The sequence below is a fragment of the Agromyces ramosus genome (genome assembly GCF_030817175.1).
GTDB lineage: Bacteria > Actinomycetota > Actinomycetes > Actinomycetales > Microbacteriaceae > Agromyces > Agromyces ramosus_A.
The window spans coordinates 1,372,676-1,396,954 of sequence record NZ_JAUSYY010000001.1 but is presented as its reverse complement, the minus strand read 5'-3'; the positions used below and the strand labels follow the sequence as shown (position 1 = coordinate 1,396,954).

The 24,279-nt window shown below is 70.4% G+C and carries 23 protein-coding genes; 14 read left to right on the top strand and 9 right to left on the bottom strand.

What is annotated here, in order from left to right; genetic code table 11:
* Positions 1-9 precede the first annotated feature (9 nt).
* Positions 10-408, top strand: a complete 399-nt coding sequence (locus tag QFZ26_RS06520; protein ID WP_307040393.1) for a potassium transporter Trk — start codon at positions 10-12, stop codon at positions 406-408.
* 33 nt (positions 409-441) lie between these two features.
* Here QFZ26_RS06520 and QFZ26_RS06515 read toward each other — a convergent pair whose 3' ends face one another.
* The 4 genes from QFZ26_RS06515 to purF all read right to left on the bottom strand — a co-directional run bounded on the left by QFZ26_RS06515 (position 442) and on the right by purF (position 4,506).
* Complete coding sequence (locus QFZ26_RS06515; protein WP_307040391.1) at positions 442-1,089, bottom strand: hypothetical protein; 648 nt, start codon at positions 1,087-1,089, stop codon at positions 442-444.
* Complete coding sequence (locus tag QFZ26_RS06510; protein WP_307040389.1) at positions 1,073-1,897, bottom strand: bestrophin-like domain; 825 nt, start codon at positions 1,895-1,897, stop codon at positions 1,073-1,075. Before QFZ26_RS06510 ends, QFZ26_RS06515 begins: the two co-directional genes overlap by 17 nt.
* Before the next feature lie 209 nt (positions 1,898-2,106).
* Positions 2,107-2,910 carry an alpha/beta fold hydrolase gene (locus tag QFZ26_RS06505; protein WP_307040387.1) on the bottom strand — a complete coding sequence of 268 codons (804 nt, stop codon included), beginning with the start codon at positions 2,908-2,910 and terminating at the stop codon, positions 2,107-2,109.
* A 138-nt stretch (positions 2,911-3,048) separates the two neighbouring features.
* Complete coding sequence (gene purF / locus QFZ26_RS06500) at positions 3,049-4,506, bottom strand: amidophosphoribosyltransferase (RefSeq protein WP_307040385.1); 1,458 nt, start codon at positions 4,504-4,506, stop codon at positions 3,049-3,051.
* A gap of 331 nt (positions 4,507-4,837) precedes the next feature.
* Between purF and QFZ26_RS06495 the strand changes: the two genes are divergently transcribed.
* A complete protein-coding gene (locus QFZ26_RS06495; RefSeq protein ID WP_307040383.1) occupies positions 4,838-5,788 on the top strand; it encodes a trypsin-like serine peptidase in 951 nt (316 codons plus the stop codon).
* Positions 5,789-5,886: 98 nt separating this feature from the next.
* Here QFZ26_RS06495 and QFZ26_RS06490 read toward each other — a convergent pair whose 3' ends face one another.
* Positions 5,887-7,284 carry an MFS transporter gene (locus QFZ26_RS06490; protein WP_307040381.1) on the bottom strand — a complete coding sequence of 466 codons (1,398 nt, stop codon included), beginning with the start codon at positions 7,282-7,284 and terminating at the stop codon, positions 5,887-5,889.
* Between the two features lie 73 nt (positions 7,285-7,357).
* Here QFZ26_RS06490 and QFZ26_RS06485 point away from each other — a divergent pair, with 73 nt between their 5' ends.
* The 7 genes from QFZ26_RS06485 (at position 7,358) to QFZ26_RS06455 (ending at position 15,884) form a co-directional block, all read left to right on the top strand.
* Positions 7,358-7,936, top strand: a complete 579-nt coding sequence (locus QFZ26_RS06485) for a TetR/AcrR family transcriptional regulator (protein WP_307040379.1) — start codon at positions 7,358-7,360, stop codon at positions 7,934-7,936.
* Positions 7,937-8,017: 81 nt separating this feature from the next.
* Positions 8,018-9,226 (top strand): ROK family transcriptional regulator, encoded by a 1,209-nt coding sequence (locus QFZ26_RS06480; RefSeq protein WP_307040376.1) that lies wholly within the window; start codon positions 8,018-8,020, stop codon positions 9,224-9,226.
* Complete coding sequence (locus QFZ26_RS06475) at positions 9,223-10,197, top strand: carbohydrate ABC transporter permease (protein ID WP_307040374.1); 975 nt, start codon at positions 9,223-9,225, stop codon at positions 10,195-10,197. Before QFZ26_RS06480 ends, QFZ26_RS06475 begins: the two co-directional genes overlap by 4 nt.
* The gene (locus QFZ26_RS06470; protein WP_307040371.1) at positions 10,190-11,086 is read left to right on the top strand and encodes a carbohydrate ABC transporter permease; all 897 of its coding nucleotides are present in this window, start codon (positions 10,190-10,192) and stop codon (positions 11,084-11,086) included. The genes QFZ26_RS06475 and QFZ26_RS06470 overlap by 8 nt, the downstream gene beginning before the upstream one ends.
* A gap of 79 nt (positions 11,087-11,165) precedes the next feature.
* On the top strand, positions 11,166-12,410 hold the full coding sequence (locus QFZ26_RS06465) for an ABC transporter substrate-binding protein (RefSeq protein ID WP_307040369.1): 1,245 nt from the start codon (positions 11,166-11,168) through the stop codon (positions 12,408-12,410).
* Positions 12,411-12,492: 82 nt separating this feature from the next.
* Positions 12,493-13,644, top strand: coding sequence for a glycoside hydrolase family 15 protein (locus tag QFZ26_RS06460; RefSeq protein ID WP_307040368.1), 1,152 nt, complete (start codon positions 12,493-12,495; stop codon positions 13,642-13,644).
* Positions 13,641-15,884, top strand: coding sequence for a glycoside hydrolase family 31 protein (locus QFZ26_RS06455; RefSeq protein WP_307040366.1), 2,244 nt, complete (start codon positions 13,641-13,643; stop codon positions 15,882-15,884). The genes QFZ26_RS06460 and QFZ26_RS06455 overlap by 4 nt, the downstream gene beginning before the upstream one ends.
* Before the next feature lie 33 nt (positions 15,885-15,917).
* Here the strand turns inward: QFZ26_RS06455 and QFZ26_RS06450 are convergent, their stop codons facing one another.
* Positions 15,918-16,349, bottom strand: coding sequence for a hotdog fold thioesterase (locus QFZ26_RS06450; RefSeq protein ID WP_307040364.1), 432 nt, complete (start codon positions 16,347-16,349; stop codon positions 15,918-15,920).
* A gap of 36 nt (positions 16,350-16,385) precedes the next feature.
* Positions 16,386-16,997, bottom strand: coding sequence for a zinc-binding alcohol dehydrogenase (locus QFZ26_RS06445; RefSeq protein WP_307040362.1), 612 nt, complete (start codon positions 16,995-16,997; stop codon positions 16,386-16,388).
* Positions 16,998-17,066: 69 nt separating this feature from the next.
* On the opposite strand from QFZ26_RS06445, the gene purM reads away from it, so the two are divergent.
* Together purM and QFZ26_RS06435 are read left to right on the top strand one after the other, a co-directional pair.
* Complete coding sequence (purM, locus tag QFZ26_RS06440) at positions 17,067-18,170, top strand: phosphoribosylformylglycinamidine cyclo-ligase (RefSeq protein WP_307040360.1); 1,104 nt, start codon at positions 17,067-17,069, stop codon at positions 18,168-18,170.
* Between the two features lie 4 nt (positions 18,171-18,174).
* The gene (locus QFZ26_RS06435; protein WP_307040358.1) at positions 18,175-18,933 is read left to right on the top strand and encodes an LLM class flavin-dependent oxidoreductase; all 759 of its coding nucleotides are present in this window, start codon (positions 18,175-18,177) and stop codon (positions 18,931-18,933) included.
* Between the two features lie 79 nt (positions 18,934-19,012).
* Here QFZ26_RS06435 and QFZ26_RS06430 read toward each other — a convergent pair whose 3' ends face one another.
* Entirely contained in the window at positions 19,013-19,222 is a 210-nt protein-coding gene (locus QFZ26_RS06430; protein ID WP_307040356.1) for a DUF3073 domain-containing protein, read from the bottom strand.
* A 210-nt stretch (positions 19,223-19,432) separates the two neighbouring features.
* Here QFZ26_RS06430 and QFZ26_RS06425 point away from each other — a divergent pair, with 210 nt between their 5' ends.
* Positions 19,433-20,605, top strand: coding sequence for an FAD-dependent oxidoreductase (locus tag QFZ26_RS06425; RefSeq protein ID WP_307040354.1), 1,173 nt, complete (start codon positions 19,433-19,435; stop codon positions 20,603-20,605).
* Between the two features lie 27 nt (positions 20,606-20,632).
* Here QFZ26_RS06425 and QFZ26_RS06420 read toward each other — a convergent pair whose 3' ends face one another.
* Positions 20,633-22,726: an APC family permease gene (locus QFZ26_RS06420; RefSeq protein ID WP_307040352.1), complete on the bottom strand. Its 2,094-nt coding sequence runs from the start codon at positions 22,724-22,726 to the stop codon at positions 20,633-20,635.
* Between the two features lie 101 nt (positions 22,727-22,827).
* On the opposite strand from QFZ26_RS06420, the gene QFZ26_RS06415 reads away from it, so the two are divergent.
* Both QFZ26_RS06415 and QFZ26_RS06410 read left to right on the top strand, forming a co-directional pair.
* On the top strand, positions 22,828-23,481 hold the full coding sequence (locus QFZ26_RS06415) for a hypothetical protein (protein ID WP_307040350.1): 654 nt from the start codon (positions 22,828-22,830) through the stop codon (positions 23,479-23,481).
* Positions 23,482-23,579: 98 nt separating this feature from the next.
* Positions 23,580-24,212 carry a copper resistance CopC family protein gene (locus QFZ26_RS06410; protein WP_307040348.1) on the top strand — a complete coding sequence of 211 codons (633 nt, stop codon included), beginning with the start codon at positions 23,580-23,582 and terminating at the stop codon, positions 24,210-24,212.
* Positions 24,213-24,279 lie beyond the last annotated feature (67 nt).

Below are 24,279 nucleotides of genomic sequence, written 5' to 3'. Positions count from 1 at the left end.
AATAGAGGGGTGAGCGACACGCAGAACTCCCCTGAGAAGCCCGAGCACTACCCCGTGGTGAGCGTCGGCGGAGTCCCCGTCGCGCCCGAGCCGCTCGAGACCGACGTCACGAGCGACACCGTCACGGTGCGCCGGGCGCCCCGCTACGGCACGTTCATCGCGCTCGGCGCCGTGCTCGGTGCGGTCGCCGCGCTGATCCTCACCTTCGCGTTCTCGGGTGAGCCGGCCGTCGAGGGTGAGCTGATCGAGTTCGACAAGGGCCAGGTGTTCGGGTTCCTGCTGCTCGGATGCGCCACCATCGGCGCCGCCCTCGGCGCGGTCGTGGCCCTCGTCATCGACCGCACGACCGCCCACCGCGCCCGCTCGGTGACCGTCGAGCACTCGTCGACACATCACGTCGACGAGTAGGCCCGCGTCGGTCGCTCGAGCCTCGGCTTCGACTCAGAGCCCGATGCTGATCGGGAACGTCGCCACCCACACGATGGCGGCGAGGAGCACGGCGGCGCCCGATGCGAGCATGACGATCCGCAGGCGGCGGCTCGCGAGCTTGGTGCTGATGCCCGCGAAGAAGAGCACCACGGCGTACAGCACGACGCTCAACACGTAATTGCTGGCGCGCTGGATATCCTGGCGCACCTCGTCGGCCGAGGCTTCGGCCTCCGCGTCGAGTCGGTCGGCATCGAGCTTGGACGCGACCTGGTACTCGGGCATGGCGAAGGGCGTCTCGGGGGCGCCCGGGTCGGTGAAGGGGTTCGTCGCGATCCACGCGTCGAACGCGACACCGAACTCCGGGCGGAAGCGGTCGAGATAGAACGCGGCGAGCTCCTGCTCTCCGTTCTGGTCCGCGTCGGCCCACGCGATGAACGTGGCTACGTCGACCTCGGTCTCGGCCTCGGCAAGGCTCGACGCGCGGGCGGCCTCGATGCGCACGGCGTTGGTGCGACTCGTCGCCTGGGCCTGCTCGCCGTGCCACCGTGTCGCCTGGTAGCTGCTCCACGACGTCGCGACGGCGGCCACGACGAGGAGCACCGTGACGAGGAGTTCGAGGGGATCGCTCGCACGCGATCCCTCGTCAGCGCGCTCGGCCATCGCCGTCACACGGCAGGGTCAGGTCGAGCCCGGCGACGTCGAGCTCGGCGTCGATCAGGCGGAGGGTGCGCTCCATGGCGTTCGGCTGCAACTGTCCCACCCCGCCTCCGTGGGGGTCGTTGAAGTAGACCAGCAGCAGCAGGAGCATCGTCATGATCGCCGTCACGCTGCCCATCAGCATCCCCTGCGTCACTGCACCCTCAGCCGGATCGGCGAAGAACAGCATGTAGACGAGCAGCACACCGAAGATCACGAACAGGATGATCCAGAGGGGTGGCGGGATGAGCCCCTCTGCACCGTGCACGCGGTCGAGGCGCGCCTGCTCGCGTTCGCTCGTCTGGTCCATCCACCGGTCGTACGCCGACTGCTCGGCGGCGGTCTGGGGGTCGGTGGCCTTGAGGGTGCGGTACATCTCCGCGTTCCACGGATTGATCGCGTCACCCAGCGTGCCCTGCTCGACCGACTCCCACTCGGGCCCCACGACCGAGCGGGCGTAGCAGACCAGTTGCCCGGTGAGCGCTTCGGCGGCGTCGGCCGGCATGAACTGGGCGGTCTCGACCTGCTGTGCCACGATCGTCGCCTCGGCCTCGGCCCCCGTGACCGATTCGTCGTAGGACTGGAACGCGATGACGATGATGAATCCGAGCAGCACCGAGAAGCCGGTGGCGAGAACGCCGAACACCCCCGAGGCACGGTCACCGTCGGTGAAGTAGCTCCCTTCGGGTGCACGCCGGCGCACGAGGAGCATGAGGGTGACGGTGATCGCCGTGACCATGACGACGATGACCCCACCGAGCAGGACATTCACGCCGCCCTCCGTTCCCCAACGTCGCGCCGATGCGGTCATGCTACCGGCGGCCGGGCGAGTTGTCGGGGCCGCCCCCGGCGAGTTCGCGCGTCTTCTCGCACTTCTCGCTCGGCGCATGGTCGTCGCGTCGGCGCATCGAAGACGGTGCTCCGCCGCGACCAACGTGCGCCGCTGGCCGTGTGCCACGCGGTCTCGTGCCCCGTGCGGCCTCAGATGAGGCTCAGCACCGCCTCGGCGAACTCTCGCGGCGCCTCTTGCGGCAGGTCGTGCCCGATGCCGGGCAGCTCACGGAAGGCAAACGGGCCGGTGAAGAACTCGCGGTCTTCAGCGCCGTTCGGCCCGCCGATGCCGTCGGCGCCCGACTCGAGGACGACCGTCGGCACGGTGATCGGGGGCTCTGCGGCGAGCGCCGCCTCGATCGAGGCATACCGCGGGTCGCCGTCGACGAGCCCCGAGCGGTGGCGGTAGGAGTGGATCACCACGTCGACGAAATCGAGGTTCGCGAGACTCGGCGCGCTCGCGCGGAAGGCCCTCGCCGCGTCGGCCCACTCGGGCGACCACGTCGTCCACAGCAGCTCGCAGAGCTCATCGCGGTAGCGCTCGAGCCCGCGACGGCCCGCTTCGGAGTGGAAGTAGTACTTGTACCAGTACGTGGCCTCCCACTCGGGGCGCGTGGGCTCTTCGGCGAGCGCCGGGTTGAAGATGTTGTAGCCGCCGACGGTGACGAGCCCGGCGACGCGCGAGGGGTGCAGCGCCGCGACGATGCACGCCGCGCGGCCGCCCCAGTCGAAGCCGCCGACCACGGCGCGTTCGATGCCGAGGGCGTCGAGCAGGTCGACGAGGTCTTGGGCGAGCGCGGCCTGTTCGCCCGAGCGCAACGTCGAGGCATCCGTGAACCTGGTCGGGCCGTAGCCGCGCAGGTACGGTGCGATGACGCGGACTCCGGATGCCGCGAGCAGGTCGGCGACCTCGTCGAACGCCCGAACGTCGTACGGGAACCCGTGCGAGAGCACCGCGACCGGCCCGTCAGCGGGCCCGGCCTCTTCATAGGCGATCTCTCGAGCACGGACGTGCGGGCGACGCCGCTGCGTGTGAATCCCATCACGCCAGTCTGGAGGAGACCCCCGACAGGACGGGATGTCGCGGCGAGCTCAGGAGAGCTGCGTCTTCTCGACCCACTCGAGGTACTCCTCGGTGACGGTGCCCGTGACGTAGTCGCCCGTGAAGCACGACATGTCGAGCTGCTCGATCGAGGTGCCCTCGGTGATCGCGGCCTGCAGGTCGGCGACCTCCTGGTAGATCATGTGGTCGGCGCCGAGCTCGGACGCGATCTCGGGGATCTTGCGGCCGAACGCCACGAGTTCGCGCCGCGACGGCATGTTGATGCCGTAGACGTGCGGGAAGCGCACCGGGGGAGCCGCCGAGGTGAAGGTGACCTTGTTGGCGCCGGCGGCCCGGGCCATCTCGACGATCTCCTTCGAGGTCGTGCCGCGCACGATCGAGTCGTCGACGATGAGGATGTTCTTGCCCTTGAACTCGGTGCCCATGGCGTTGAGCTTCTGCCGCACCGAGCGCTTGCGCTCGGCCTGCCCGGGCATGATGAAGGTGCGGCCGACGTAGCGGTTCTTGTAGAAGCCCTCGCGGTACTCGATGCCGAGCTTCTGCGCCACCTGCATGGCGGCCGGCCGGGAGGAGTCGGGGATCGGCATGACGACGTCGATGTCGCCCTTGTCCATGTGCGTCTCGATCGTGGTGGCGAGGCGGTTGCCCATGCGCAGGCGCGCCTCGTAGACCGAGATGCCGTTCATGACCGAGTCGGGTCGCGCGAGGTACACGTACTCGAACGAGCACGGCACGAGGCGAGGGTTCTTCGCGCATTGGCGGGAGGTCATCTCGCCGTCGAGGCCGATGAAGATCGCCTCGCCGGGCTCGACGTCGCGCACGATCTCGTAATCGCCGTTCTCGAGCACGAGCGACTCGGACGCGACGATCCACTCGGACTTGCCCGCCTCGGTCAGGCGCTTGCCGAGGATGAGCGGGCGGATGCCGAACGGGTCGCGGAACGCGAGCAGGCCGTAGCCCGCGATGAGCGCGATGACCGCGTAGGAGCCCTCGACGCGCTCGTGCACCTGCTCGACGGCCTGGAACACCTGGTCGGGATCGAGGTCGAGCCCCTTGATCTGCCCCTGCAGCTCGGTCGCGAGGACGTTGAGCAGCATCTCGGTGTCGCTCGTGGAGTTCACGTGCCGGCGGTCGATCGAGAACAGGTCGCTCGAGAGCTCACGGGTGTTCGTGAGGTTGCCGTTGTGCACGAGGATGATGCCGTACGGCGCGTTCACGTAGAACGGCTGCGCCTCTTCCTCACGCTCGGCCGCGCCCTTGGTCGTGTAGCGCACGTGGCCGAGGCCCATGTTGCCGATGAGGGAGCGCATGTCGCGGGTGCGGAACGCCTCGCGCACCTGCCCGCGGGCCTTCGCCATGTGGAAGATCGGCCCGTCGGCCGTGGCGATGCCCGTGGAGTCCTGACCGCGATGCTGCAACAGGAGGAGGCTGTTGTAGATCTGCTGGTTGACGGGTTCGGTTGACACGATGCCGACGATGCCGCACATGCGAAGCGATGGCTCCTCGAAGGTGGGGGAAGCGTCCGAGCAGGACTCGTCAATCCTCCCACACGTGCGCGTGTGAACCGCCTGAGCGGCTGCTGCTGCTCAGCTGAGCACACGGGTGCACGCTGCGTGGCCAAACGCCGAGCCTAGCCGTCCCGGCATGGGCGCGGCAGGCATTCTTCGGTTCCGCGCCGATGTTGGTGGATCCTCACGAACCTGCCCGTCGGCACTCCCGCGAACGGGGGACGTGTGACACGCTCTCCCGCAGTTCAGTTCACCGCGGCTCCGGTGCGCCGACCGGGGGGACCGAGCCGCCGCCAGGGAGGACACATCCATGAGATTCACGTCACTTCGCTCCGGGCTCGTCGGTGCCGCGCTCGTCGCGTGCGCACTGCTCGCCGCGCCGACGGCGGCCGTCGCCGCGCCGCCATCCGGATCGCCGGGGGTCGATCACGTCGGCATCGCGGCATCCGAGACGGCGACCGCCGCCGAGTACTGGACCGCGGAGCGCATGCGTGCCGCGATCCCGGCCGACGTGCTGGTCGCCGACCGGGTGGCATCGACGCCGGCGAGCAAGGTCGCGAAGGGGGACCCGGTCACGTACGGCAAGCCCGCGCCGGTTCCCGACATCGAGCTGTACGCGACCGACGAGACGCCGGTCCCGAACATCGGCAAGGTGTTCTTCACTCTCAGCGGCCGCAACTACGTGTGCTCGGCCAACTCCGTGAGCGCCGCGAACGGCAGCGTGGTCTCGACGGCGGGCCACTGCGTGCACGAGGGTCGTGGCAAGTTCGCGAGCCGCTGGATCTTCGTTCCCGCGTACCAGAACGGTGCGGCGCCCTACGGGCAGTGGGCGGCCACCTCGTTCTCGGCACCTACCCAGTGGACGAAGGGCGGTGACATCTCTTACGACACCGCGTTCGTGAAGGTGGCGCCGTTGAACGGCCGCACCCTCGCGCAGACGGTCGGCGCCACGGCGATCGCGTTCAACCAGGCGCGCGGGCTCGCCTACGAGGCGTTCGGCTATCCGGCGGCCGCCCCCTTCGACGGGCAGACGCTCAAGTCATGCGCCGGCACCGCCACCCCCGACCCCTACGGCCAGACGCAGTCGCAGGGCATTCCGTGCGACATGACCGGCGGTTCCTCGGGCGGCCCGTGGTTCCTCGGCTCGGGGGCGCAGAACTCGCTCAACAGCTTCGGGTACAACAACATCGCGAACACGATGTTCGGGCCGTACTACGGCTCGGTCGCGCAGACGGCGTACGCCACGGCTGCCGCGTCCTGATCGGCTTTGTTCGCCCCGGTGCCAGTTCGGTGCCGGGGCGAACGCATGCGGACGACGGATGCCGCAGCGCCCGCCGCCCGGCAGGCGCCGCCGCCCGCTCAGTGCACGAAGTGCGCGCCCGCGCGCGGCACGCCGGATGCCACCGCGAGCGCCGTGACGACTGCCGCCACCACGGCGACCACGGCGGCCAGCTGGAATCCGACGCCGATGCTCGTCGCGGCGATCGCCCCGAGGGCGGCTACGCCGACGGCGCTGCCGAGCTCGTGGAACGAGTTCAGGACACCGGATGCCGCACCGGCTTCCGTGCCGTCGACGCCCGAGAGGGCCGTGGTGCTCGCGCAGACGAAGGCCGCGCCGAGCCCGAGTGCGGCCACCGTCATGCCGGCGATGGCGAGGAACTCGGCGCCGACGATGGAGGTCGCCGCCGCGGTGGTGCCGAGGCCGATGGCGGCGACGAGGAGCGCAAGGGAGCCGACGATCCGGGCGCCGACGCGGCCGACGGCGCGGCCGGCGACGTGCGCCCCGGCGACGATCGCGACCGAGATGGGGAGGAATGCGAGCCCGGTTTCGATCGGCGACCACCCCGACCCCACCTGCAGCTCGAAGGAGAGCATGAACAGTCCGCCCACGAGGAGCCCGGTCGCGACGAGCATCAGGAGGGAGCCGGTGGCGACGGGTCGCGAGCGCACGAGCTCGAGGCGTACGAGCGGCTGAGACACGCGGCGCTCGGCTGCGACGAACGCGGCCAGCAGCGCAGCGCCGAGCGCCGCCAGGCCCGCAGCGAGCGCGCCCTCGTCCGAGGTCGACGCCGAGAGCGCGGCGATGAGGCTCCCGACGCCCGCGGTCGCGAGCAGGGCCCCTGCGACGTCGACGCGCTCGCGGCGCCGTGCGACGGGAACGGCGACGCCGAACACCACGATGGCGATGGCGACGAGAACGCCGACCGGCACGTTGATGAAGAAGATCCAGCGCCAGCCGGGTCCGCCGGCGAGTAGTCCGCCGAGGAGCACGCCCACTGCCGCGCCTCCGCCGCCCACGGCACCCCAGACCGCGAGTGCCCGATGCCGGGCGGCGCCGTCGAACCGATGGAGCAGCACGGCGAGCGCGGCGGGTGAGAGGAGGGCCGCCCCGACGCCCTGCACGGCGCGGGCGGCGAGGAACCACTCCGCGCTCGATGCGAGACCGGCGGCCAGCGAGGCGACCGTGAAGACCGCGAGCCCGGCGGGGAGCATCCGCTTGGTGCCGAACACGTCGGCGAGTCGGCCTCCGAGCAGGAGGAGGCCGCCGAACGTCACGGCGTAGGCGGCGACCGCCCATCCGGCGAGACCCTCCGGGAGCCCGAGTTCGCGGCTCATCACCGGGAGTGCGACGTTGACGACGGTGACGTCGAGCACGAGCATCGCCTGCGCGAGGCACAGCACGACGAGCGCGAGCCGGTCGCCTCGCGAGGAGGCGCTCGACCGAGAAGCGAGTTGCGGTGGCTGCGGATGCGTCATGTGCGGTTCCTATCTTGAACACTGCTGTACGAGTTATTAACTCATACACCGATGTTTGAGATAGCGTCAAGTCATGACCGTCACCCGAGCACCTCGAAGCGATGCGGTGCGCAACCGCGACGCGATCCTCGACGCGGCGATCGAGTGCCTCTCAGAGGACCCGACCGCGAGCATGGCCGACATCGCGAAGGCGGCCGGGGTCGGTCGGGTCACGGTCTACGGGCACTTCTCGTCCCGCGAGCTGCTGCTCGAGTCCGTGCTGATCCGCACGATCGACCGCTCGGAGGCCGACCTCGCCGGAATCGACCTCGATGGCGATCCGGTCGCCGCCCTCGAGCGGCTCGTCCGCAGGTCGTGGCGCATCGTCGAAACCTTCCACCGCCTGCTCGGCGCCGCAGAGGAGTCGCTCTCGAACGACCGGATCCTGGCCCACCACGCGGAACCGATGGCCCGCGTGCAGGGGCTCATCGCGCGGGGTCAGCGTGACGGCGCCATGCGACGCGACCTCAGAGCCGAATGGCTGAGCGCCTGTTTTACCGCCGTGCTGCACGCTGCGGCGGGCGAACTGCGCGGAGGCCGCCTCACCGAAGCCGAGGCCGACCGCGTGGTCGTCGCCACCGTGATCTCCCTGGTCGCCGACCGAACGTCCTGATTCTGCGCGATGGCTTGCTTCTGGAGTTAATTTAGATCTAAATTAACTCCAGACCCGCACGGCGACCACTTCGAGGAATCAATGGCGATCCGCCCCACCATCCGCACCGACCTCAATCGGTCGGCGATCCTCGCGCAACTCGGCGCGAACGGGCCCGCTTCCCGCGCCGAACTCGCGCGCGTGCTCGCCGTCTCCCCGGCACTGATGACGCAGCTCGTGAAGGACCTGATCGCCGACGGGCTCGTCATCGAACTCGAGCAGGCGCCCTCGAGCGGCGGCCGGCCGGCGCGGATGCTCGGACTCGCGACCTCCTCGGGCCGCGCCATCGGCGTCAAGGTCGTCGCCGACCATGTCGCCTTCGTCGAGGTCGGCATCGACGGACGCGTGCTGCGCTCCGCGAGCGAGCCCTTCGACGCGTCGTCGAGCACCTACCTCGCCGAGCTCATCGCGCGCATCAGCGACTTCATCGCCGACGGCACGGGCGCGACCCTCCTGGGCGTCGGGGTGGGCGTGCCCGGCACCGTCGACCTGCCGGGCGACGGCATCGTCGACGCCCCGCAGCTCGGCTGGACGGGCGTCGAGCTCGGCCGCGCACTGCGACGCGCCCTCGACCTGCCGGTGATCGTCGAGAACAACGTCAACGCGCTCGCGGTCGCCGAGCGGCTGTTCGGGCTCGGCCGTGCGCACGACAACTTCCTCGTCGTCACGATCGGCACGGGCGTGGGCGCCGGCATCGTCGTCGACGGCAGCGTGCTGCGAGCTGCCTCGGGCGGCGCCGGCGAGATCGGCCACATCCCGATCAGCGACGACGGCCCGCGATGCAGCTGCGGCAATGACGGATGCCTCGAGGCGCACATCGGCGAAGCCGCCCTCGTCGCCCGGGGACGCGAACTCGGGGTCATCGCCGCACGCGGGGTCATCACGGAGCTGCACGCCGCGGCCGAGTCCGGCGACGAGCGCGCGATCGGCATCTTCCGCGATGCCGGACGGCTGCTCGGCCGCACGCTCGCGGGGGTGGTCCACACGATCGATCCCGCCCTCGTCGTGGTGCTCGGCGAGGGCACGCTGTCGTGGCGGCACTGGTCGCACGGGTTCGAGCCGGCCTTCCGCGCGCATCTCCTCCGCCACCGGCGGAGCCTCCCGGTCGAGGTCGAGACATGGCAGGACGAGAGCTGGGCGCAGGGTGCCGCCGCGCTCGTGCTCGCGACGCCGTTCGATTCGGCCGGGGCATCCGGTGACCAGGGCCGGCTGATCCGCGCCCGGCTCGTCGAGCAGGCGGGTCGATCATGACCGCGCTCGTCGGCGACGTCGCCGCCGAAGTCGGCGGGAAACTGCCGCGAAGCGTCATCGGGGTCGCGCCCGAGCATCCGCGCCCCCGCCGTTCGGCTCGTGCCAAGCGGCGCTATGCGCTGACCGTGCTCGCCTTCATGCTGCCGAGCGCCATCCCGCTCGTGCTCTTCGTGCTCGGCCCGATGGTCGCGGCCGCGTGGATCAGCCTCACCGAGTGGAACCTGCTCTCCCCCGCGAAATGGGTGGGGCTCGACAACTACGCCACGTTGCTCACCGACCCCGAGACGGCCCACGTGTTCCTGCACACGGTGTACTACATCGTCGGCTACTTGCCCCTCGTCTACATCGGCGGGCTCGCGATCGCGATCGCCCTGAACACCGCCCTGCGCGGCCGCACGCTGCTGCGCGGTGTCTACTTCCTGCCCGTCATCACGAGCTGGATCGTCGTCGCCCTCGTGTGGCGGTGGCTCCTCAACCCCAGCAACGGCGTGGTGAACACCGTGCTCGGGTTCTTCGGCATCGCCGGCCCCGGCTGGTGGTCCGACCCGGCCTGGGCGATGCCGTCGATCATCCTCGCGTCGGCCTGGAAGGATCTCGGCTTCGTCATGGTGATCCTGCTCGCCGGCCTCCAGGCGATCGACCCCGGACTGGTGGACGCGGCTCGCGTCGACGGCGCGGGCTGGTGGCGCCGGCTCTTCTCCATCACCCTGCCGCTGTTGTCGCCCGCCACGTTCTTCGTCATCGTGATCTCGCTCATCAACGGATTCCAGGTGTTCGACCAGGTCTACGCGATGACCGGAGGAGGGCCGGGCGGCGCGACGCAGGTGGTCGTGCAGCAGATCTACGACCTCACCTTCCGGTACGGCAAGGCCGGCGAGGCATCCGCCCTCTCGTGGCTGCTCTTCATCGTCATCCTCGCGGTCACGGTCGTGCAGATCCGCGGACAGCGCAAGTGGGTCAACTATGGCTGAGACGACGACGCTCAGAGCCGACCGGCCGCGCGTCGCCCCGGCGCGCACCGCTGCGGCGCGCACCGCTGCGGCGCGCGCGGCGATGGGCCGCAGCGTGCTGCTGCACACCGTCATGGTGATCGGCGCCCTCGCGATGTTCTTCCCGTTCTACTGGACGCTCGTGACCTCGCTGAGTCCGGGGGCCGGGCTCAGCTCGACCCCATCGCTCGTGCCGGCCAACCCCTCACTCGACGCCTACGTGCAGCTCTTCCAGCAGGTGCCGTTCGCCCGGGTCGTCGGCAACAGCATGCTGCTCGCCGTCATCACGACCCTCGTGCAACTGCTCACGAGCGCGACGGCCGCCTACGCCTTCAGCCGCCTCCCGTTCCCGGGTCGCACCGTCGTGTTCGGCGTGTACCTCGCGACGATGATGATTCCGCTGCAGGTGCTCGTGGTGCCGTTGTTCGCCGAGCTGAAGGCATTCGGGCTCGTCGACACCTACCTCGGGGCGCTGCTGCCGACGTTCGCGGCCGCCTTCGGCATCTTCCTGCTGCGGCAGGCGATGAACCAGGTGCCGGTCGAGCTCGATGAAGCGGCCGCACTCGACGGCGCCGGGCACTTCCGGATCTTCTGGACGGTGATCCTGCCGAACATCCGGCCCGCGCTCGCGACTCTCGCGGTGTTCGCGTTCATGGGGAGCTGGAACAGCTTCCTCTGGCCGCTCGTCGTGTTGCGCTCACCGGAGCTGCAGACCCTGCCGGTCGCGCTCGCCGGACTGCAGGGCCAGTTCACGACGCAGTGGGACATCGTGATGGCGGGCTCAGTCATCAGCATCCTGCCGATGCTCGCCATCTACCTCTTCGCGCAGAAGTACGTCATCCAGGGCGTCGCCAATGCCGGCCTGAAATGACCAGCCGGGTGCCCGGCATCCGTTCCGACCAGCACCGCAAACCCGCACGACCTCACCCATATCGAAGGAGATACCCACCATGAGGACCACAGCACTCGCGACCGTCGGCCTCGCGGCCGCGGCCGCACTCGCCCTGAGCGGCTGCGCCGCGGGCGGCGGCGACGAATCCGGCGACGTCACCATCACGTACACGAACTTCATCTCGAACGACGGCAACGAGGAGAACCTCCAGAAGATCGTCGACGCGTTCGAGGAGGAGAACCCCGACATCACGGTCGACGTCACGACGTTGCCGTATGCCGACTACAGCACCGCGCTGCAGACCGATCTGGCCGCCGGCACCGTCTCCGACGTGTTCGACATCGAATACGCGAACTACGCCCAGTACCAGGCGAACGGCGTGCTCGCCGAGTTGCCCGTTGAAGATCCCGACGCCTATCGCCAGAGCGTGCTCGACGCGTACCAGACCGACGGCGCGCAGTACGCGCTGCCGAGCTCGTTCTCGACCGTCGTGCTGTTCTACAACAGCGACCTCTTCGACGCGGCGGGTCTCGAGTACCCGACCACCGACTGGACCTGGGCCGACGAGCAGGCCGCGGCCGAGACGCTCACCGATCAGGCCGCGGGCGTCTGGGGCGACCACCAGCCGGTGAGCTTCTACGAGTACTACAAGGTGCTCGCACAGAACGGCGGCGAGTTCCTCGACGAGTCGGGCACGAAGACGGCGTTCAACTCCCCCGAGGGCGTCGAGGCCGCCGAGTGGCTCGTCGGCAAGAGCGGCACCGTGATGCCGACGATCGAGGAGGGGCAGGGCACGCCCGACTTCGACACGAAGCTCTTCACCGACGGCAAGCTCGGCATGCTGCACACCGGCATCTGGATGTTCGGCGCCTTCGCCGAGCTGCCCTTCGGCTGGGACATCGCGGTCGAGCCGGGCAACACGGAGCAGGCCAGCGCGCTCTTCTCGAACGCCGTCGGCGTCTCTGCCGAGTCCGACCACGTCGAGGCCGCCACGAAGTTCGCCGAGTTCCTCACCTCGAGTGACGTCATGGTGCAGGCCCGGCTCGATTCCGGATGGGAGCTCCCGGCGACCTCCGACGAGGCCGAGCTCTCGGGCTACCTCGACCAAGGCGACCCGGCCAACCGCCAGGCGGTGTTCGACTCGCTCGAGCACGTGGCGCTGCCGCCCGTCGTGGCCGAAGGCCAGCAGGAGATGCAGGACATCATGACCGAGGAGCTCGTCGAGGCGCAGTCGGGACGCAAGTCCGTCGAGGACGCCCTCGCGTCCGCCGAGGAGCGCATCAACGCCGCCATCGGCGGCTGAGCCACCCGGGGGCCGGGCGCCGACCGCGCCCGGCCCCCGGCACCTCGACCACACCACGCACGAGCACGAAAGCAGCACACGGATGACCCTGCCGAAGACCGACCGAGCGCGACCGAGTGCCGCGACCGCCGCGATCGCCGAATGGAGCGCCGACCTCATCGCCTCGCTCCAGGACGCGGGCGGCGCCTACCCGGCGAGTCCCACCTTCTCTGCCTATGCCGGCTACAGCTGGTTCCGCGACGGCGCCTTCATCGCCGACGGCATGTCGAGCTACGGCCGGATCGACTCGGCGGAGCGATTCTTCGACTGGTGCGCCGCCGTGCTCGACGCGCGCGCCGCCGAGGTGACGGCGATCGTCGAGGCGGCTCGCGCGGGCGAGCCCGTCGCCGATGCCGCCATGCTGCCCACCCGCTTCACGTTCGACGGCCGCGCCGGCGACGACGAGTGGTGGGACTTCCAGCTCGACGGCTACGGCACCTGGCTCTGGGCCGCGGGCCAGCACGTGCGCCGGCACGGCACGGATGCTTCGCGCTGGGCGAACGCGATCGCCCTCAGCGTCGACTACCTGTGCGCCTCGTGGCGGCGTCCGTGCTTCGACTGGTGGGAGGAGCATGCGACGCACGTGCACGTCTCCACGCTCGGATGCATCGCCGCCGGACTCCGCGAGGCCGTCGCGCTCGGCGTGCTCGATGCCGGGCGCGCAGCGGCCGCCGCCGAGGCGGAGGCGGAGATCAGCAGGATGCTGCACGCCGACGGCGTCGTCGACCGACACCTCTCGAAGTGGATCGGCTCGTCCGCCGTCGATGCGAGCCTCGCATCGGTCGTCGGCCTGCTCGATGTCGTCCCTGCCGGGTCCGACCTCGGTCTCGCGACGATCGCGGCGATCGAGCACGAGCTCACGGTCGACGGGGGCGTGCACCGCTACCGCGAGGACACCTTCTACGGCGGTGGCCGGTGGCCGCTCCTCTCCTGCATGCTCGGGCTTGCGCAGCTCCGCGCGGGCGACGTCGACCGCGCGCGTGAACTGCTCGACTGGGCGGTGGCCACCGCGAGCGACGACGGCGCGCTGCCCGAGCAGGTCGGCGGGCACCTCCTCGCGCCCGACCGCGTCGACGAGTGGGTCGAGCGCTGGGGGCCGGTGGCGCAGCCGCTGCTCTGGAGCCACGCGATGGTCATGCGCCTCGCGGTCGAACTCGGTGGCGCGGCATCCGTCGACTCGGAGGCCCACGCGTGATCCGCCATCGGCCGTTCGGCTCGGGTCACCCGTATTCGGTCGACACCGAGCAGCGCGAGCCGGTCGACCCGGTCGCCGGCGAGTCACTGACGATCGGCGCCCGCGCCACACCCGACCTCGTCGACGTCGAGGCCGAGCTCGTCGTCGTCGCGCCGAGCGGTGAGCGCGAGACCCGGCGGATGCCCCTCGCCCGCGTCGCCCGCACCTCACGCGGCCAGGCTATCGACGGCGGACATCTCGCGTCGGCTCAGGCGCGGCTCGCACGCGTCGCAGGCGGCTGGGCGCTCACGATCGACGCCCCTGCAGCGGGCAGCCGCCTCCGCTACCGGCTCGCCGGGCGCACGGCCGAGGGTGCAACGCAGCGCACCCGCTGGTTCGAGACGAGTGCTTTCGGCTGGCAGCCCGCGCCTGACGAGACGGTCGCGTCGACCGGCACCCGCCGCATCGTGCCCGGCAGCGTCACCGTGCTCACCGACGACGAGCGCGTGCGCCGCGTGCGGTTCGCGCTCCCACTCGCGCCGGACGAGCACGTCACCGGATTCGGCGAGCGGTTCGACGCCCTCGACCACCGCGGCAGCGAGCTCGACTCGGTCGTGTTCGAGCAGTACAAGAGCCAGGGCGCCGAGCGCAAGACCTACCTGCCGATGCCGTTCGCGCACGTCGTCGGCGGCGGCGGCTGGGGCTTCCACGTGCGCACCTCGCGTCGGGCCTGGTTCGACCTCGGCGCGAGCGACCCCGACACGATGCTCGTCGAGGTCGAGACGGATGCCGCGGCCGGCGAGCCCGCCGTCACGACCGCGTTCTACGACGGAACGCCCACCGAGGTGCTCGACGCGTTCCTCGGCCGGGCCGGCCGCCCCGAGCAGCTGCCCGACTGGGTGTTCCGGCTCTGGGCGAGCGGCAACGAGTGGAACACGCAGGCCGAGGTCATGCGCCAGATGGACCTGCACCGCGAGCACGACGTGCCGGTCGGCTCGGTCGTGATCGAGGCGTGGAGCGACGAGAGCACCTTCACCGCGTTCCGCGATGCCCGCTACGCCGTGTCCGAAGACGGGTCGCCGCATCGGCTCGCCGACTTCGAGTTCCCCGAAGACGGCGCGTGGCCCGACCCGAAGGGCATGGTCGACGAACTGCACGCCCGAGACATCCGGGTGCACCTCTGGCAGATCCCGCTCATGAAGCTGCGCCCGCATCCCGAGGGCCAGGCGCAGGCCGACGCCCGCGCCGCCGTTCGCGAGGGCGTCCTCATCCGGGAGCCCGACGCCCGCGGCGCGCTGCGCCCGTACCGCAACCGCGGCTGGTGGTTCCCGCTCTCGTTCATGCCCGACCTGACCGACGAGCGCGCCGCGACGTGGTGGACCGAGAAGCGGCGGTACCTCGTCGACGAGGTCGGCATCGACGGCTTCAAGACCGACGGCGGCGAGCACGCGTGGGGCCGCGAGCTCGAGTACCTCGACGGCACGCGCGGCGACGAGGCGAACAACCGCTTCCCGGTCGCCTACGCGAAGGCGTACGGCGACCTGCTCCGCTCCTCGGGCAAGGCGCCCGTCACGTTCAGCCGGGCCGGGTTCACCGGTTCGCAGGCGCACGGCGCGTTCTGGGCCGGCGACGAGAACTCGACGTGGGACGCATTCCGCTGGTCGATGTTCGCAGGGCTCTCGGCGGCGGCGAGCGGCATCCTCTACTGGGGCTGGGACCTCGCGGGATTCTCCGGCGCCCTGCCCGACGCCGAGCTCTACCTCCGTGCGACCGCCGCTTCGACGTTCGTGCCGATCATGCAGTACCACTCGGAGTTCAACCACCACCGCACGCCCTCGCGCGACCGCACGCCGTGGAACATCGCCGAGCAGACCGGCGATGAGCGGGTGCTCGAGGTGTTCCGCCGCTTCGCGCAGCTGCGGGAGCGGCTCGTGCCCTACCTCGCCGCCGAGGCCGCCGAGAGCATCCGCACCTCGTCGCCCCTCATGCGACCGGTGTACTTCGATCACCCGTCGCTCGCGACGGCATGGACGCACCCGCTGCAGTGGATGCTCGGACGCGACCTCTTCGTCTCACCCGTGCTCGCCGAGGGGGAGGCCGCACATGAGGTCGCCCTGCCGCCCGGCGCCTGGCGCGACGCCTGGACCGGCGAGGCGATCGAAGGGCCTGCGGTAGTGCGGCGCGAGGTGCCGATCGACCGTGCGCCGGTCTACGTGCGAGCCGAGGCGTGGGACGACTTCGCGGGGGTGTTCACCGACTGAGCGCTCGCCTGCGAGCGACGGATGCCGCCGGCCTCAGTACTCCGACGGCTTCGCGAGCACGGCCATCGTGCACCGCGAGACGCACACGAGCTTGCCCGCGGCATCCGTGATCATGATCTCCCACACCTGCGTGGTGCGCCCGCGCGTGAGCGGCTTCGCCTCGCCGTAGACCCACCCGTCGGCCACCGGCCGCACGTGGTTCGCGTTGATCTCCATGCCGACGCAGTAGTTCGTGGCGGGATCGACCGTGAAGCTCGCGCCCCAGCTCGCGAGCGTCTCGGCGAAGGCGACGGATGCCCCGCCGTGCAGCACCCCGCCGGGCTGGCGGGTGCGGTGGTCGACGGGCATGCGGCCCTTCAGCGAACCGTCGGTGACCTCGGTCATCTCGATGCCGATCGCACGGATCATCGTGTCGTCACGTGAGTTCGCCCACTCCAGTGAGGGCTCGCCGAACCAGATGCTCATGCCTCCGAGTCTGGCACGTGCGCGACGGGGAGCCGGCTACGCGAGCTCGGCGATGATCGGGTGGATGGCGTCGTCGAACGCCGAGGCATCCGAACGCAGCACGTCGGTGACGGCGACGGTCATCGCCCCGATCCACCAGACGCCGGGACTCGTGAACGGCACGACCTCGACGTTCAACTCGAAGGAGTGGGCGCGCCGTCCAACCTCGCGCTCGTGCTCGGCGATCGTGCCCGCGTAGGCGCGGTAGGAGTCGCCGCGGCGTGCGGCCGACGCCGTGCGGTAGCCCTCATGCGCCCAATCGGCCCATGCCCGTGCGGCTTCGGCGTGCGGCACGATCGCCGCGGCGAGCACATCGGCCTCGCCGACGGGCAGGGCCACGTCGGTGCCGTACGCCTCGACGAGTTCGAGTGGAACCGGCGACGGGTGCACCTCGGGCTCGACGGTCATCGCCCACCACGCCCGCCACTGCCGCTCGAGCAGGTCGTGCTGGTCGATCTCGAGCCGCACGCCCACCGGGCCGACATCGCGCAGGCGCGGCAGCTCGACGGGGGAGGCGATGCTCAGCACCTCGCGAAGGTAGAGGGCGAGCAGAACCGGGCGACTCGCATTCTCACGGATCACCCACGACGGCGTACCCCCCGGCTGCATGACTGCATTTTAGTCTCCGCTGCTGCCAGCGGCGCGGATCGGCACGCGGTGCGCGGGTACGCTTGACAGGTGACCTCGAACTCGTCCTACGCCGCTGCCGGAGTCGATACGCAGGCCGGCGATCTCGCCGTCGAGCTCATGAAGGAGGCGGTCGCCAAGACGCACGGGCCGAACGTGCTCGGCGGCGTCGGCGGCTTCGCCGGCCTCTTCGACCTCGCGTTCGCGAAGCAGTACACGCGGCCCCTGCTCGCGACCTCTACCGATGGCGTCGGCACGAAGATCGCCATCGCGCAGGCGCTCGACAAGCACGACACCATCGGTCAAGACCTCGTGGGCATGGTCGTCGACGACATCGTGGTCGTCGGCGCGAAGCCGCTCTTCATGACCGACTACATCGCGTGCGGCAAGGTCGTGCCCGACCGCATCGCCACGATCGTCACGGGCATCGCGCGCGCGTGCGCCGAGACGGGCACGGCGCTCGTCGGGGGCGAGACGGCCGAGCACCCGGGCCTCATGGGCGTCGACGACTACGACGTCGCCGGCGCCGCGGTGGGGGTCGTCGAGGCCGACCGGCTCCTCGGCGCCGAGCGGGTCGCCGACGGCGACGCGGTCATCGCCATCGCCTCGAGCGGGCTGCACTCCAACGGGTTCTCGCTCGTGCGCCACATCCTGAGCAGTGCCGGCATCGCATACGCCGATGCCTCCGCCGAGCTCGGCACGTCGTGGGGTGAGGCGCTGCTCGAGCCCACGCGGCTCTACTCAGGCCCGCTCGTCGAGCTGCTCGCCGGCCCGCACGGCGGCGCCGTGCACTCGCTCTCGCACGTCACGGGCGGCGGCATCGCCGCGAACCTCGCACGAGTGCTGCCCCGCGGCTCGTGGGTCGAGCTCGACCGCGCCACGTGGTCGCCGGCTCCGGTCTTCCGCGTGCTCAACGAGCTCGCGGGCACCACGCTCGAGTCGACCGAGGGCACGTGGAACCTCGGCATCGGCTTCTTCGCGGTCGTCGCTGCCGGTGCCGCGGCATCGGTCGTCGAGGCACTCGACGCGCTCGGGCTCCCCGCGTGGCAGCTCGGCACGATCGCGATCGGCGACCGCGATCTCTCGGGCTTCGAGCAGGGCGCCAAGGGGGTCGACGGCGGCGCCGTGCGCCTCGTCGGCGGCTACGCGGCCTGAGCCGATGCGCGCCGACGTCTCGATCGGGCTCCCCGGACCCACGCCGGTCGAACACCTGCTGGCGCTCGCGCCGCGCATCGAGCGATTCGGCTTCTCGGCGCTCTGGCTGAACGACCTGCCCAACGGCGACTCGCTCGCGGGCCTCCGTGCGGTCGCGACCGCGACCGAGACCTTGCGCCTGGCGACGGGCGTGATCCCGCTCGACCGGCGGCCGGCCGACACGCTCGACCTCGATGGGCTACCTACCGAACGCACGACGATCGGCATCGGGTCCGGGGGCGCCCCACGGCCGCTCGCGCTCGTGGCCGACGGCATCGCCACGCTGCGCCGCGCGACGCGAGCCTCGATCGTCGTGGGCGCGCTCGGCCCGCTGATGCGCCGTCTCGCCGCAGAGCAGGCCGATGGAGTGCTCTTCAACTGGCTGAGCCCGGATGCCGCCGCCGAGGCCGTGACCGAGCTCCGCGCTGCGGCGGCCGATCGATCGGTGCGCGCGGTGCTCTACGTGCGCACGATCACCGACCCCGCGGCGCGGCCCGACTTGGAGCGCGAGGCCGAGCGCTACGAGTCGGTGCCCTCGTACGCGGCGAACTTCGATCGCCTCGGCATTCGCGCGATCGACGCCACGCTCAGCGCCGGCCATCGCCTCGCGGAGTTCGACGTCGCCGACGAGATCGTGCTGCGCGCGATCACCCCGAGCGGCTCACTCGCCGAACTCGAGCGCTTCGTCGAGGACGCTGCGGCGTGGCGTGCGGGCACGGCGTAGCCTCAGCGTTACGTGAACGCTCGTCGCGGAGAGAACGCGAAGGGAGCGGTATCGGGGTGACGACGCAGCGCAGATCGCTCTAGGCGCGTTGCTCGTGCTGTTCGTCGTCAGTGACGAAGGTGTCGTCGTCGTCGTCGATGTCCGACCACTTCGCCGCCTCGTCGCTGTATTCGTCATGCTGCGAACTCGTGAGTTCGCGCTCAAGCGCGTTGTAATCGGTATTCGGGCTGAAGTACTTCAGCTCCCGAGCGACCTTGGTGTGCTTGGCTTTCTGACGGCCGCGCCCCATGCGTGACCCCCTTACGACATCTGGCCGGGTGGAAAAATCTACACCCGGCGCTGTTCTGATAAATGAATTCGTCCGGCTGCCAGTTTAGCACCGCCTACCACCCTGAATCGGTACCGTCCACAGGCGCGCCGACGCCGTCTCACGGCCCACTGCGGGAGACTGGAGCGCGTGGTGCGTGCACCCAGCAACCCATGTTGAGATTGACAGGTGATGATGAGCCCCGAGCGCGTGAAGGTCGTGGTGATCGGCGCCGGGCAGGCCGGCCTATCGGTGGCCTTCTACCTGCGCCGGTTCGAGCTCGTCGCCGACCAGGATTTCGTGATGCTCGACCGGGCGCCCGGGCCCGGCGGCGCATGGCAGCACCGGTGGTCGTCGCTGCGGCTCGGCACCGCGCACCGCGTCAACGACCTGCCCGGCATGGCCGAGCTGGGACTCAGCTTCGACACCGCCGACCGCGCGCTGCCGGCGAAGGAGGTCGTCGCCGCCTACTACGGCCGCTTCGAGGAGCACTTCGACCTGCGGGTGCGCCGGCCCATGAACGTGCGCCGCGTCTCGAACGACGGCGTCGACCTGCTCGTCGACTACGAAGACCTCACGCCGCAGCCCCTCGAAGAGCAGAAGGCGAAGGGGCTGTTCGGCCGTCGCCGCAAGACCTTCGAGGAGGCGCCGCCGCAACCGCAGCCGCGTCACCAGTTGCAGACCCAGTTCCTCGTCAACGCCACCGGCACGTGGGGGTCGCCATTCGTTCCCTACTATCCGGGCATGGCCGAGTTCGCCGGCCGGCACGTGCACACCTCCGACTACACCGAGGCGGAGGACTTCCGCGACAAGCACGTGGTCGTCGTCGGCGGTGGCACCTCCGCGATCGGCTTCATGCTCGAGCTCGAGGAGGTCGCGGCCGGGCTCACGTGGGTGTCCCGGCGCCCGATCGACTGGCTCGATCGGCAGGAGCTCGATCTCGAGGGGGCATCCGCCGCCGTGGCCGTGCAAGACGAGGCCGCGCGATCCGGCCGTGCGCTGCCGTCGATCGTGAGCGGCACCGGTGTGCCGAAGAGCCGCCGCATCGCCGCCGGCATCGAACGCGGGCTCCTCGTCGCGCGACCGATGTTCGATCGCATCGAGCCCGACCGTGTCGTCTGGGACGGCGAAGACGGCGGCATGGCTCGCGCCGACGTGATCATCTGGGCCACGGGCTTCCGCCCCGACCTGCGACACCTCTCTCCGCTGAAGCTGCGCGAGAAGGCCGGCGGCATCACCGTCGGGCAGGGCGCGGCGTGGAGCGACCCGCGCATCTTCCTCGCGGGCTACGGACCCCAGGCCTCCACCATCGGTGCCAGCCGCGCCGGGCGCATGATCGCCCGGCAGATCATGGCGATGATCTAGCGCCACGCCCCTGCGTGGTCACGCGTGCTACCCCTTCGGCTTCCGGCCGCTCTCGGCGAGCGGACGGCGCGGCACGGGGCGCACGGGCTCGCCGCGCCGGTCCTGCCCCGGCAGCGGGCGGGAGCGACGGCCGTAGATGAGGTCGGAGGAATCGAGGAGCCAGGGCACGAGGGCGACGGTCACGCCGTGCACGAGCAGCAGCTTCTGACGGATGCGCCGGGCCTTGTGGTTGTGCAGCATGTTCTCCCACCAGTGGCCGACGATGTACTGCGGCATGTACACGGTGACGACCTCGGAGCCGTGCTCCTCACGACGCGACTTGATGTACTGGATCAGCGGGTAGCTGAGGTCGCGGTACGGCGAGTTCAGGATGCGCAGCTTCACGTGGATGTTCTGCTTCACCCAATCCTTCTTCAGGCGCTTCGTCTCGTCGTCGTAGAGCGAGACGTGCACCGCCTCGAGGGAGTCGTGACGGGCGGCGATCGCGTAGTCGAGCGCCTTCAGCGTCGGCTTCTGCATGCGTCCGACGAGCACGATGGCGTGGTCGCCCGTCGAGCCGAACGTCGTCGTGGGGTCGACCGCGATCTCCTTCTCCACGTCGCGGTAGTACCGGTTCACGCCCATCATCAGCAGGAACAGGATCGGCATCATCACGAACACGATCCACGCGCCGTGGGTGAACTTGGTGACCGTCACGACGATCAGCACCACCGCGGTCATGGCCGCGCCGATCGCGTTGATGACGAGCGCGCGCCAGACCGCGCCGCGCGTGAGCGGCGGCGTGTCGTCGACCGTCGCGCGTCGCTTCGGCGAGGCCGCATGCTGCGGCCTCCGGAGGGCGCGCAACCAGTGGCGGACCATGCCCGTCTGGCCGAGAGTGAACGAGACGAAGACACCGATGATGTAGAGCTGGATGAGCACCGTCAGGTTCGCCTGGAACACGACGAGGATCACGGATGCCGCGAGCGCCAGGATCACGACGCCGTTCGAGTAGATCAGGCGGTCGCCGCGCGTCGACATCGACTTCGGGGCGTAGCCGTCCTTGGCGAGCACCGAGCCGAGCAGCGGGAATCCGTTGAACGCGGTGTTCGCAGCGAGCAGCAGCACGAGTGCGGTCGCGGCCTGGATCACGTAGAAGAACACGGTGCTGTCGCCGAACGTCGCCGCCGCGACCTGGGCGATGAGGCTCCGCTGCGGCTCGCTCGCGCAGTCGGCCCAGCCGATGAGGTGGCACGGATCTTCGGCGTAGTGCACGTTCGCGATGAGGGCGAGCGCCGTGAGGCCGGCGAACAGCACGATCGCGATGCCGCCCATGAGCACGAGCGTCATCTGGGCGTTGCGCACCTTCGGCAGGCGGAACGCGGGCACGCCGTTCGAGATCGCCTCGACGCCCGTGAGCGCGGAGCATCCGCTCGCGAAGGAACGCAGGAGCAGGAGGATGATGCCTGCCTGAGTGAGCGATTCGGCCTGCACCTCGAAGCCCGCCGATTCGGCGACGGGAGCGTCGCCGAGGAACGTGCGGGTGAGCCCGACGACGATCATGACGAAGACGCTGCCGATGAAGAGGTAGGTCGGCACCGCGAACGCCTTCGACGACTCGCTCACGCCCCGGAGGTTCACCGCGGCGAGGATGATCACGAAGAGCACGGCGATCTCGACCCGGAACGGGTTCAGCTCGGGGATCGCCGAGATGATGTTGTCGACGCCCGATGCGACCGACACGACGACCGTCATGACGTAGTCGACGAGCAGAGCGGATGCCACGACGAGGCCGGCCTTCTCACCGAGGTTGCGGTGCGCCACCTCGTAGTCGCCGCCGCCCGACGGGTAGGCCCGGATGAGCTGCCGGTAGCTCGCGACCACCGTGATGAGCAGCACGACCACCGCCACGGCGACCCACGGCGCGAAGCTCAGGAAGGCGAGGCCGCCCACCATGAGGATCATCAGCAGCTCCTGCGGCGCGTACGCCACGGAGGAGAGCGGGTCGCTCGCGAAGATCGGCAGTGCGAGGTGCTTCGGGAGCAGCTGCCCCTCGAGCTTCTCGGTCGGCAGCGGGTCGCCGATGATCCAGTTCTTCGGGGACTTCAGTTCGGCTGGCGGGGTTTCCGCCTCATTCGTCACGGCGGACGACACTACTCCTCCGGATACGCATGTCAAGTTCCGCTCGGGAAGGCCTTGCTAGGGTTGAGGCGATTTCCGATCTCATACTTCCCGGGGGCCTGGTGACTCGTGCGGCGCAGCTCGTGCGTGGCGCGTCCACGGCGTCGGTCGCGGTGGCGCTCGCCGGCTTCTCGCACGGCATCGCCGGCCGCGAGGCACCGGGCGGAGTCGGGCTCGTGCTCGCCGCGATGGTCGCGCTCGCGGCATCCGTCGCCTTCGTCGGCCGGCGTTCAACACCGGTGCGCACGACGCTGGCGGTGGTCGTGAGCCAGGGCGCCTTCCACTTGCTGTTCGGCATCGGGGTGGGTGCGTCGCCGACCCCGGCGACGACCGGCGCCGGGCACGTGGGGCACGCGGGGCGCGCCGTGCATGACGCACAGGTTGGGCACGCCGGCGTCGTTTCCCTCGCCGACGGTGCGGGCACCGCCGTCGCACATGCCGATCACAGCCTGACCGCGATGCTCGTCGGCCACGCCGTCGCCGCTGCGCTCACCGTGATCTACCTCCTCGCCGTCGAGCGGGCGGCGTGGCAGGCGGCCGGCAGCGCCGCACGCCGCTTCGTGCTGCGGCTGACGGGCGCGTCACTGCCGGCGCCGCACCCGCTCGGGTCGGAGCTCCGGCTCGCCGCGGCCGTCACGCACCGCCCGCTGTACGCGCGCCTGCTCCTCAGCTCGCTCCGCGATCGTGGCCCGCCCTCGCCGGCCTGCGCCACCTGACCCGCTCCGCCCGGCGACCGGCGGAATCCAGAGCAAGGCCGTTCGCTGTACGTGTTCGCACGACGCACCGGCCGGCCACCAGTAAGGACTGCAGAACGATGACCATCACCACGGATACCGCCGAACCGAACCCCCGCGCGCGCCGTCGCCGTCGCACCCGCTCGCTCGCCGTCGGGACGCTCGCCGGCGCGCTGCTCAGCCTCGCGGCCACGTCGCCCGCCTTCGCGCACGATGAGCTCATCTCCTCGAGCCCCGAGGGCGGGCAGGTGCTCGCCACGTCGCCCGCCGACGTCGTGCTCGACTTCTCGAACGACATCATCGAGGCGGGCACGGCCGTCATCGTCGTCGACCACCACGGCGAGGAGATCGCCGTCGGCGAGCCGGTCGTCACCGGTCCGACGGTGACCGCGTCGCTCCCCGCCGATCTCGAGGGCGACTACCAAGTGCGCTGGCGTGCCGTCTCCTCCGATGGGCACCCGATCGAGGGCACGATCGACTTCGGTGTGGGTGCCGAAGCGACCGGGGCCTGGGAGGAGCAACCGCCGCACACCGACGAGGCTGACGAGGCCGATGAGGCCGACGAGGCCGACGAGGCTACGGACGCATCCACCGACACCGGCGCGGCCGACGGCTGGGTGATCGCGGGGGCGGTCGTGCTGCTGCTCGCCCTCATCGCGACGATCGTCGGTGTCATCGTGCGGGCCAGGCGCAAGGCGCCGGGCGCCGAGTAGTCGCCGAGAGAACCGCATGCAGAGCGGATGCCCCGTGGCGGGGCATCCGCTCTGTCGCGTCTGCCCG

Coding starts and splice junctions, on each gene's coding strand:
- QFZ26_RS06495 (WP_307040383.1), top strand. CDS start 4,838: ATGAGATTCACGTCACTTCGCTCCGGGCTCGTCGGTGCCGCGCTCGTC.
- QFZ26_RS06450 (WP_307040364.1), bottom strand. CDS start 16,349: ATGAGCATCTGGTTCGGCGAGCCCTCACTGGAGTGGGCGAACTCACGT.
- QFZ26_RS06465 (WP_307040369.1), top strand. CDS start 11,166: ATGAGGACCACAGCACTCGCGACCGTCGGCCTCGCGGCCGCGGCCGCA.
- QFZ26_RS06435 (WP_307040358.1), top strand. CDS start 18,175: ATGCGCGCCGACGTCTCGATCGGGCTCCCCGGACCCACGCCGGTCGAA.
- QFZ26_RS06445 (WP_307040362.1), bottom strand. CDS start 16,997: ATGCAGCCGGGGGGTACGCCGTCGTGGGTGATCCGTGAGAATGCGAGT.
- QFZ26_RS06480 (WP_307040376.1), top strand. CDS start 8,018: ATGGCGATCCGCCCCACCATCCGCACCGACCTCAATCGGTCGGCGATC.
- QFZ26_RS06410 (WP_307040348.1), top strand. CDS start 23,580: ATGACCATCACCACGGATACCGCCGAACCGAACCCCCGCGCGCGCCGT.
- QFZ26_RS06460 (WP_307040368.1), top strand. CDS start 12,493: ATGACCCTGCCGAAGACCGACCGAGCGCGACCGAGTGCCGCGACCGCC.
- QFZ26_RS06485 (WP_307040379.1), top strand. CDS start 7,358: ATGACCGTCACCCGAGCACCTCGAAGCGATGCGGTGCGCAACCGCGAC.
- QFZ26_RS06425 (WP_307040354.1), top strand. CDS start 19,433: ATGATGAGCCCCGAGCGCGTGAAGGTCGTGGTGATCGGCGCCGGGCAG.
- QFZ26_RS06490 (WP_307040381.1), bottom strand. CDS start 7,284: ATGACGCATCCGCAGCCACCGCAACTCGCTTCTCGGTCGAGCGCCTCC.
- purF (WP_307040385.1), bottom strand. CDS start 4,506: ATGTGCGGCATCGTCGGCATCGTGTCAACCGAACCCGTCAACCAGCAG.
- QFZ26_RS06515 (WP_307040391.1), bottom strand. CDS start 1,089: ATGGCCGAGCGCGCTGACGAGGGATCGCGTGCGAGCGATCCCCTCGAA.
- QFZ26_RS06430 (WP_307040356.1), bottom strand. CDS start 19,222: ATGGGGCGCGGCCGTCAGAAAGCCAAGCACACCAAGGTCGCTCGGGAG.
- QFZ26_RS06475 (WP_307040374.1), top strand. CDS start 9,223: ATGACCGCGCTCGTCGGCGACGTCGCCGCCGAAGTCGGCGGGAAACTG.
- QFZ26_RS06470 (WP_307040371.1), top strand. CDS start 10,190: ATGGCTGAGACGACGACGCTCAGAGCCGACCGGCCGCGCGTCGCCCCG.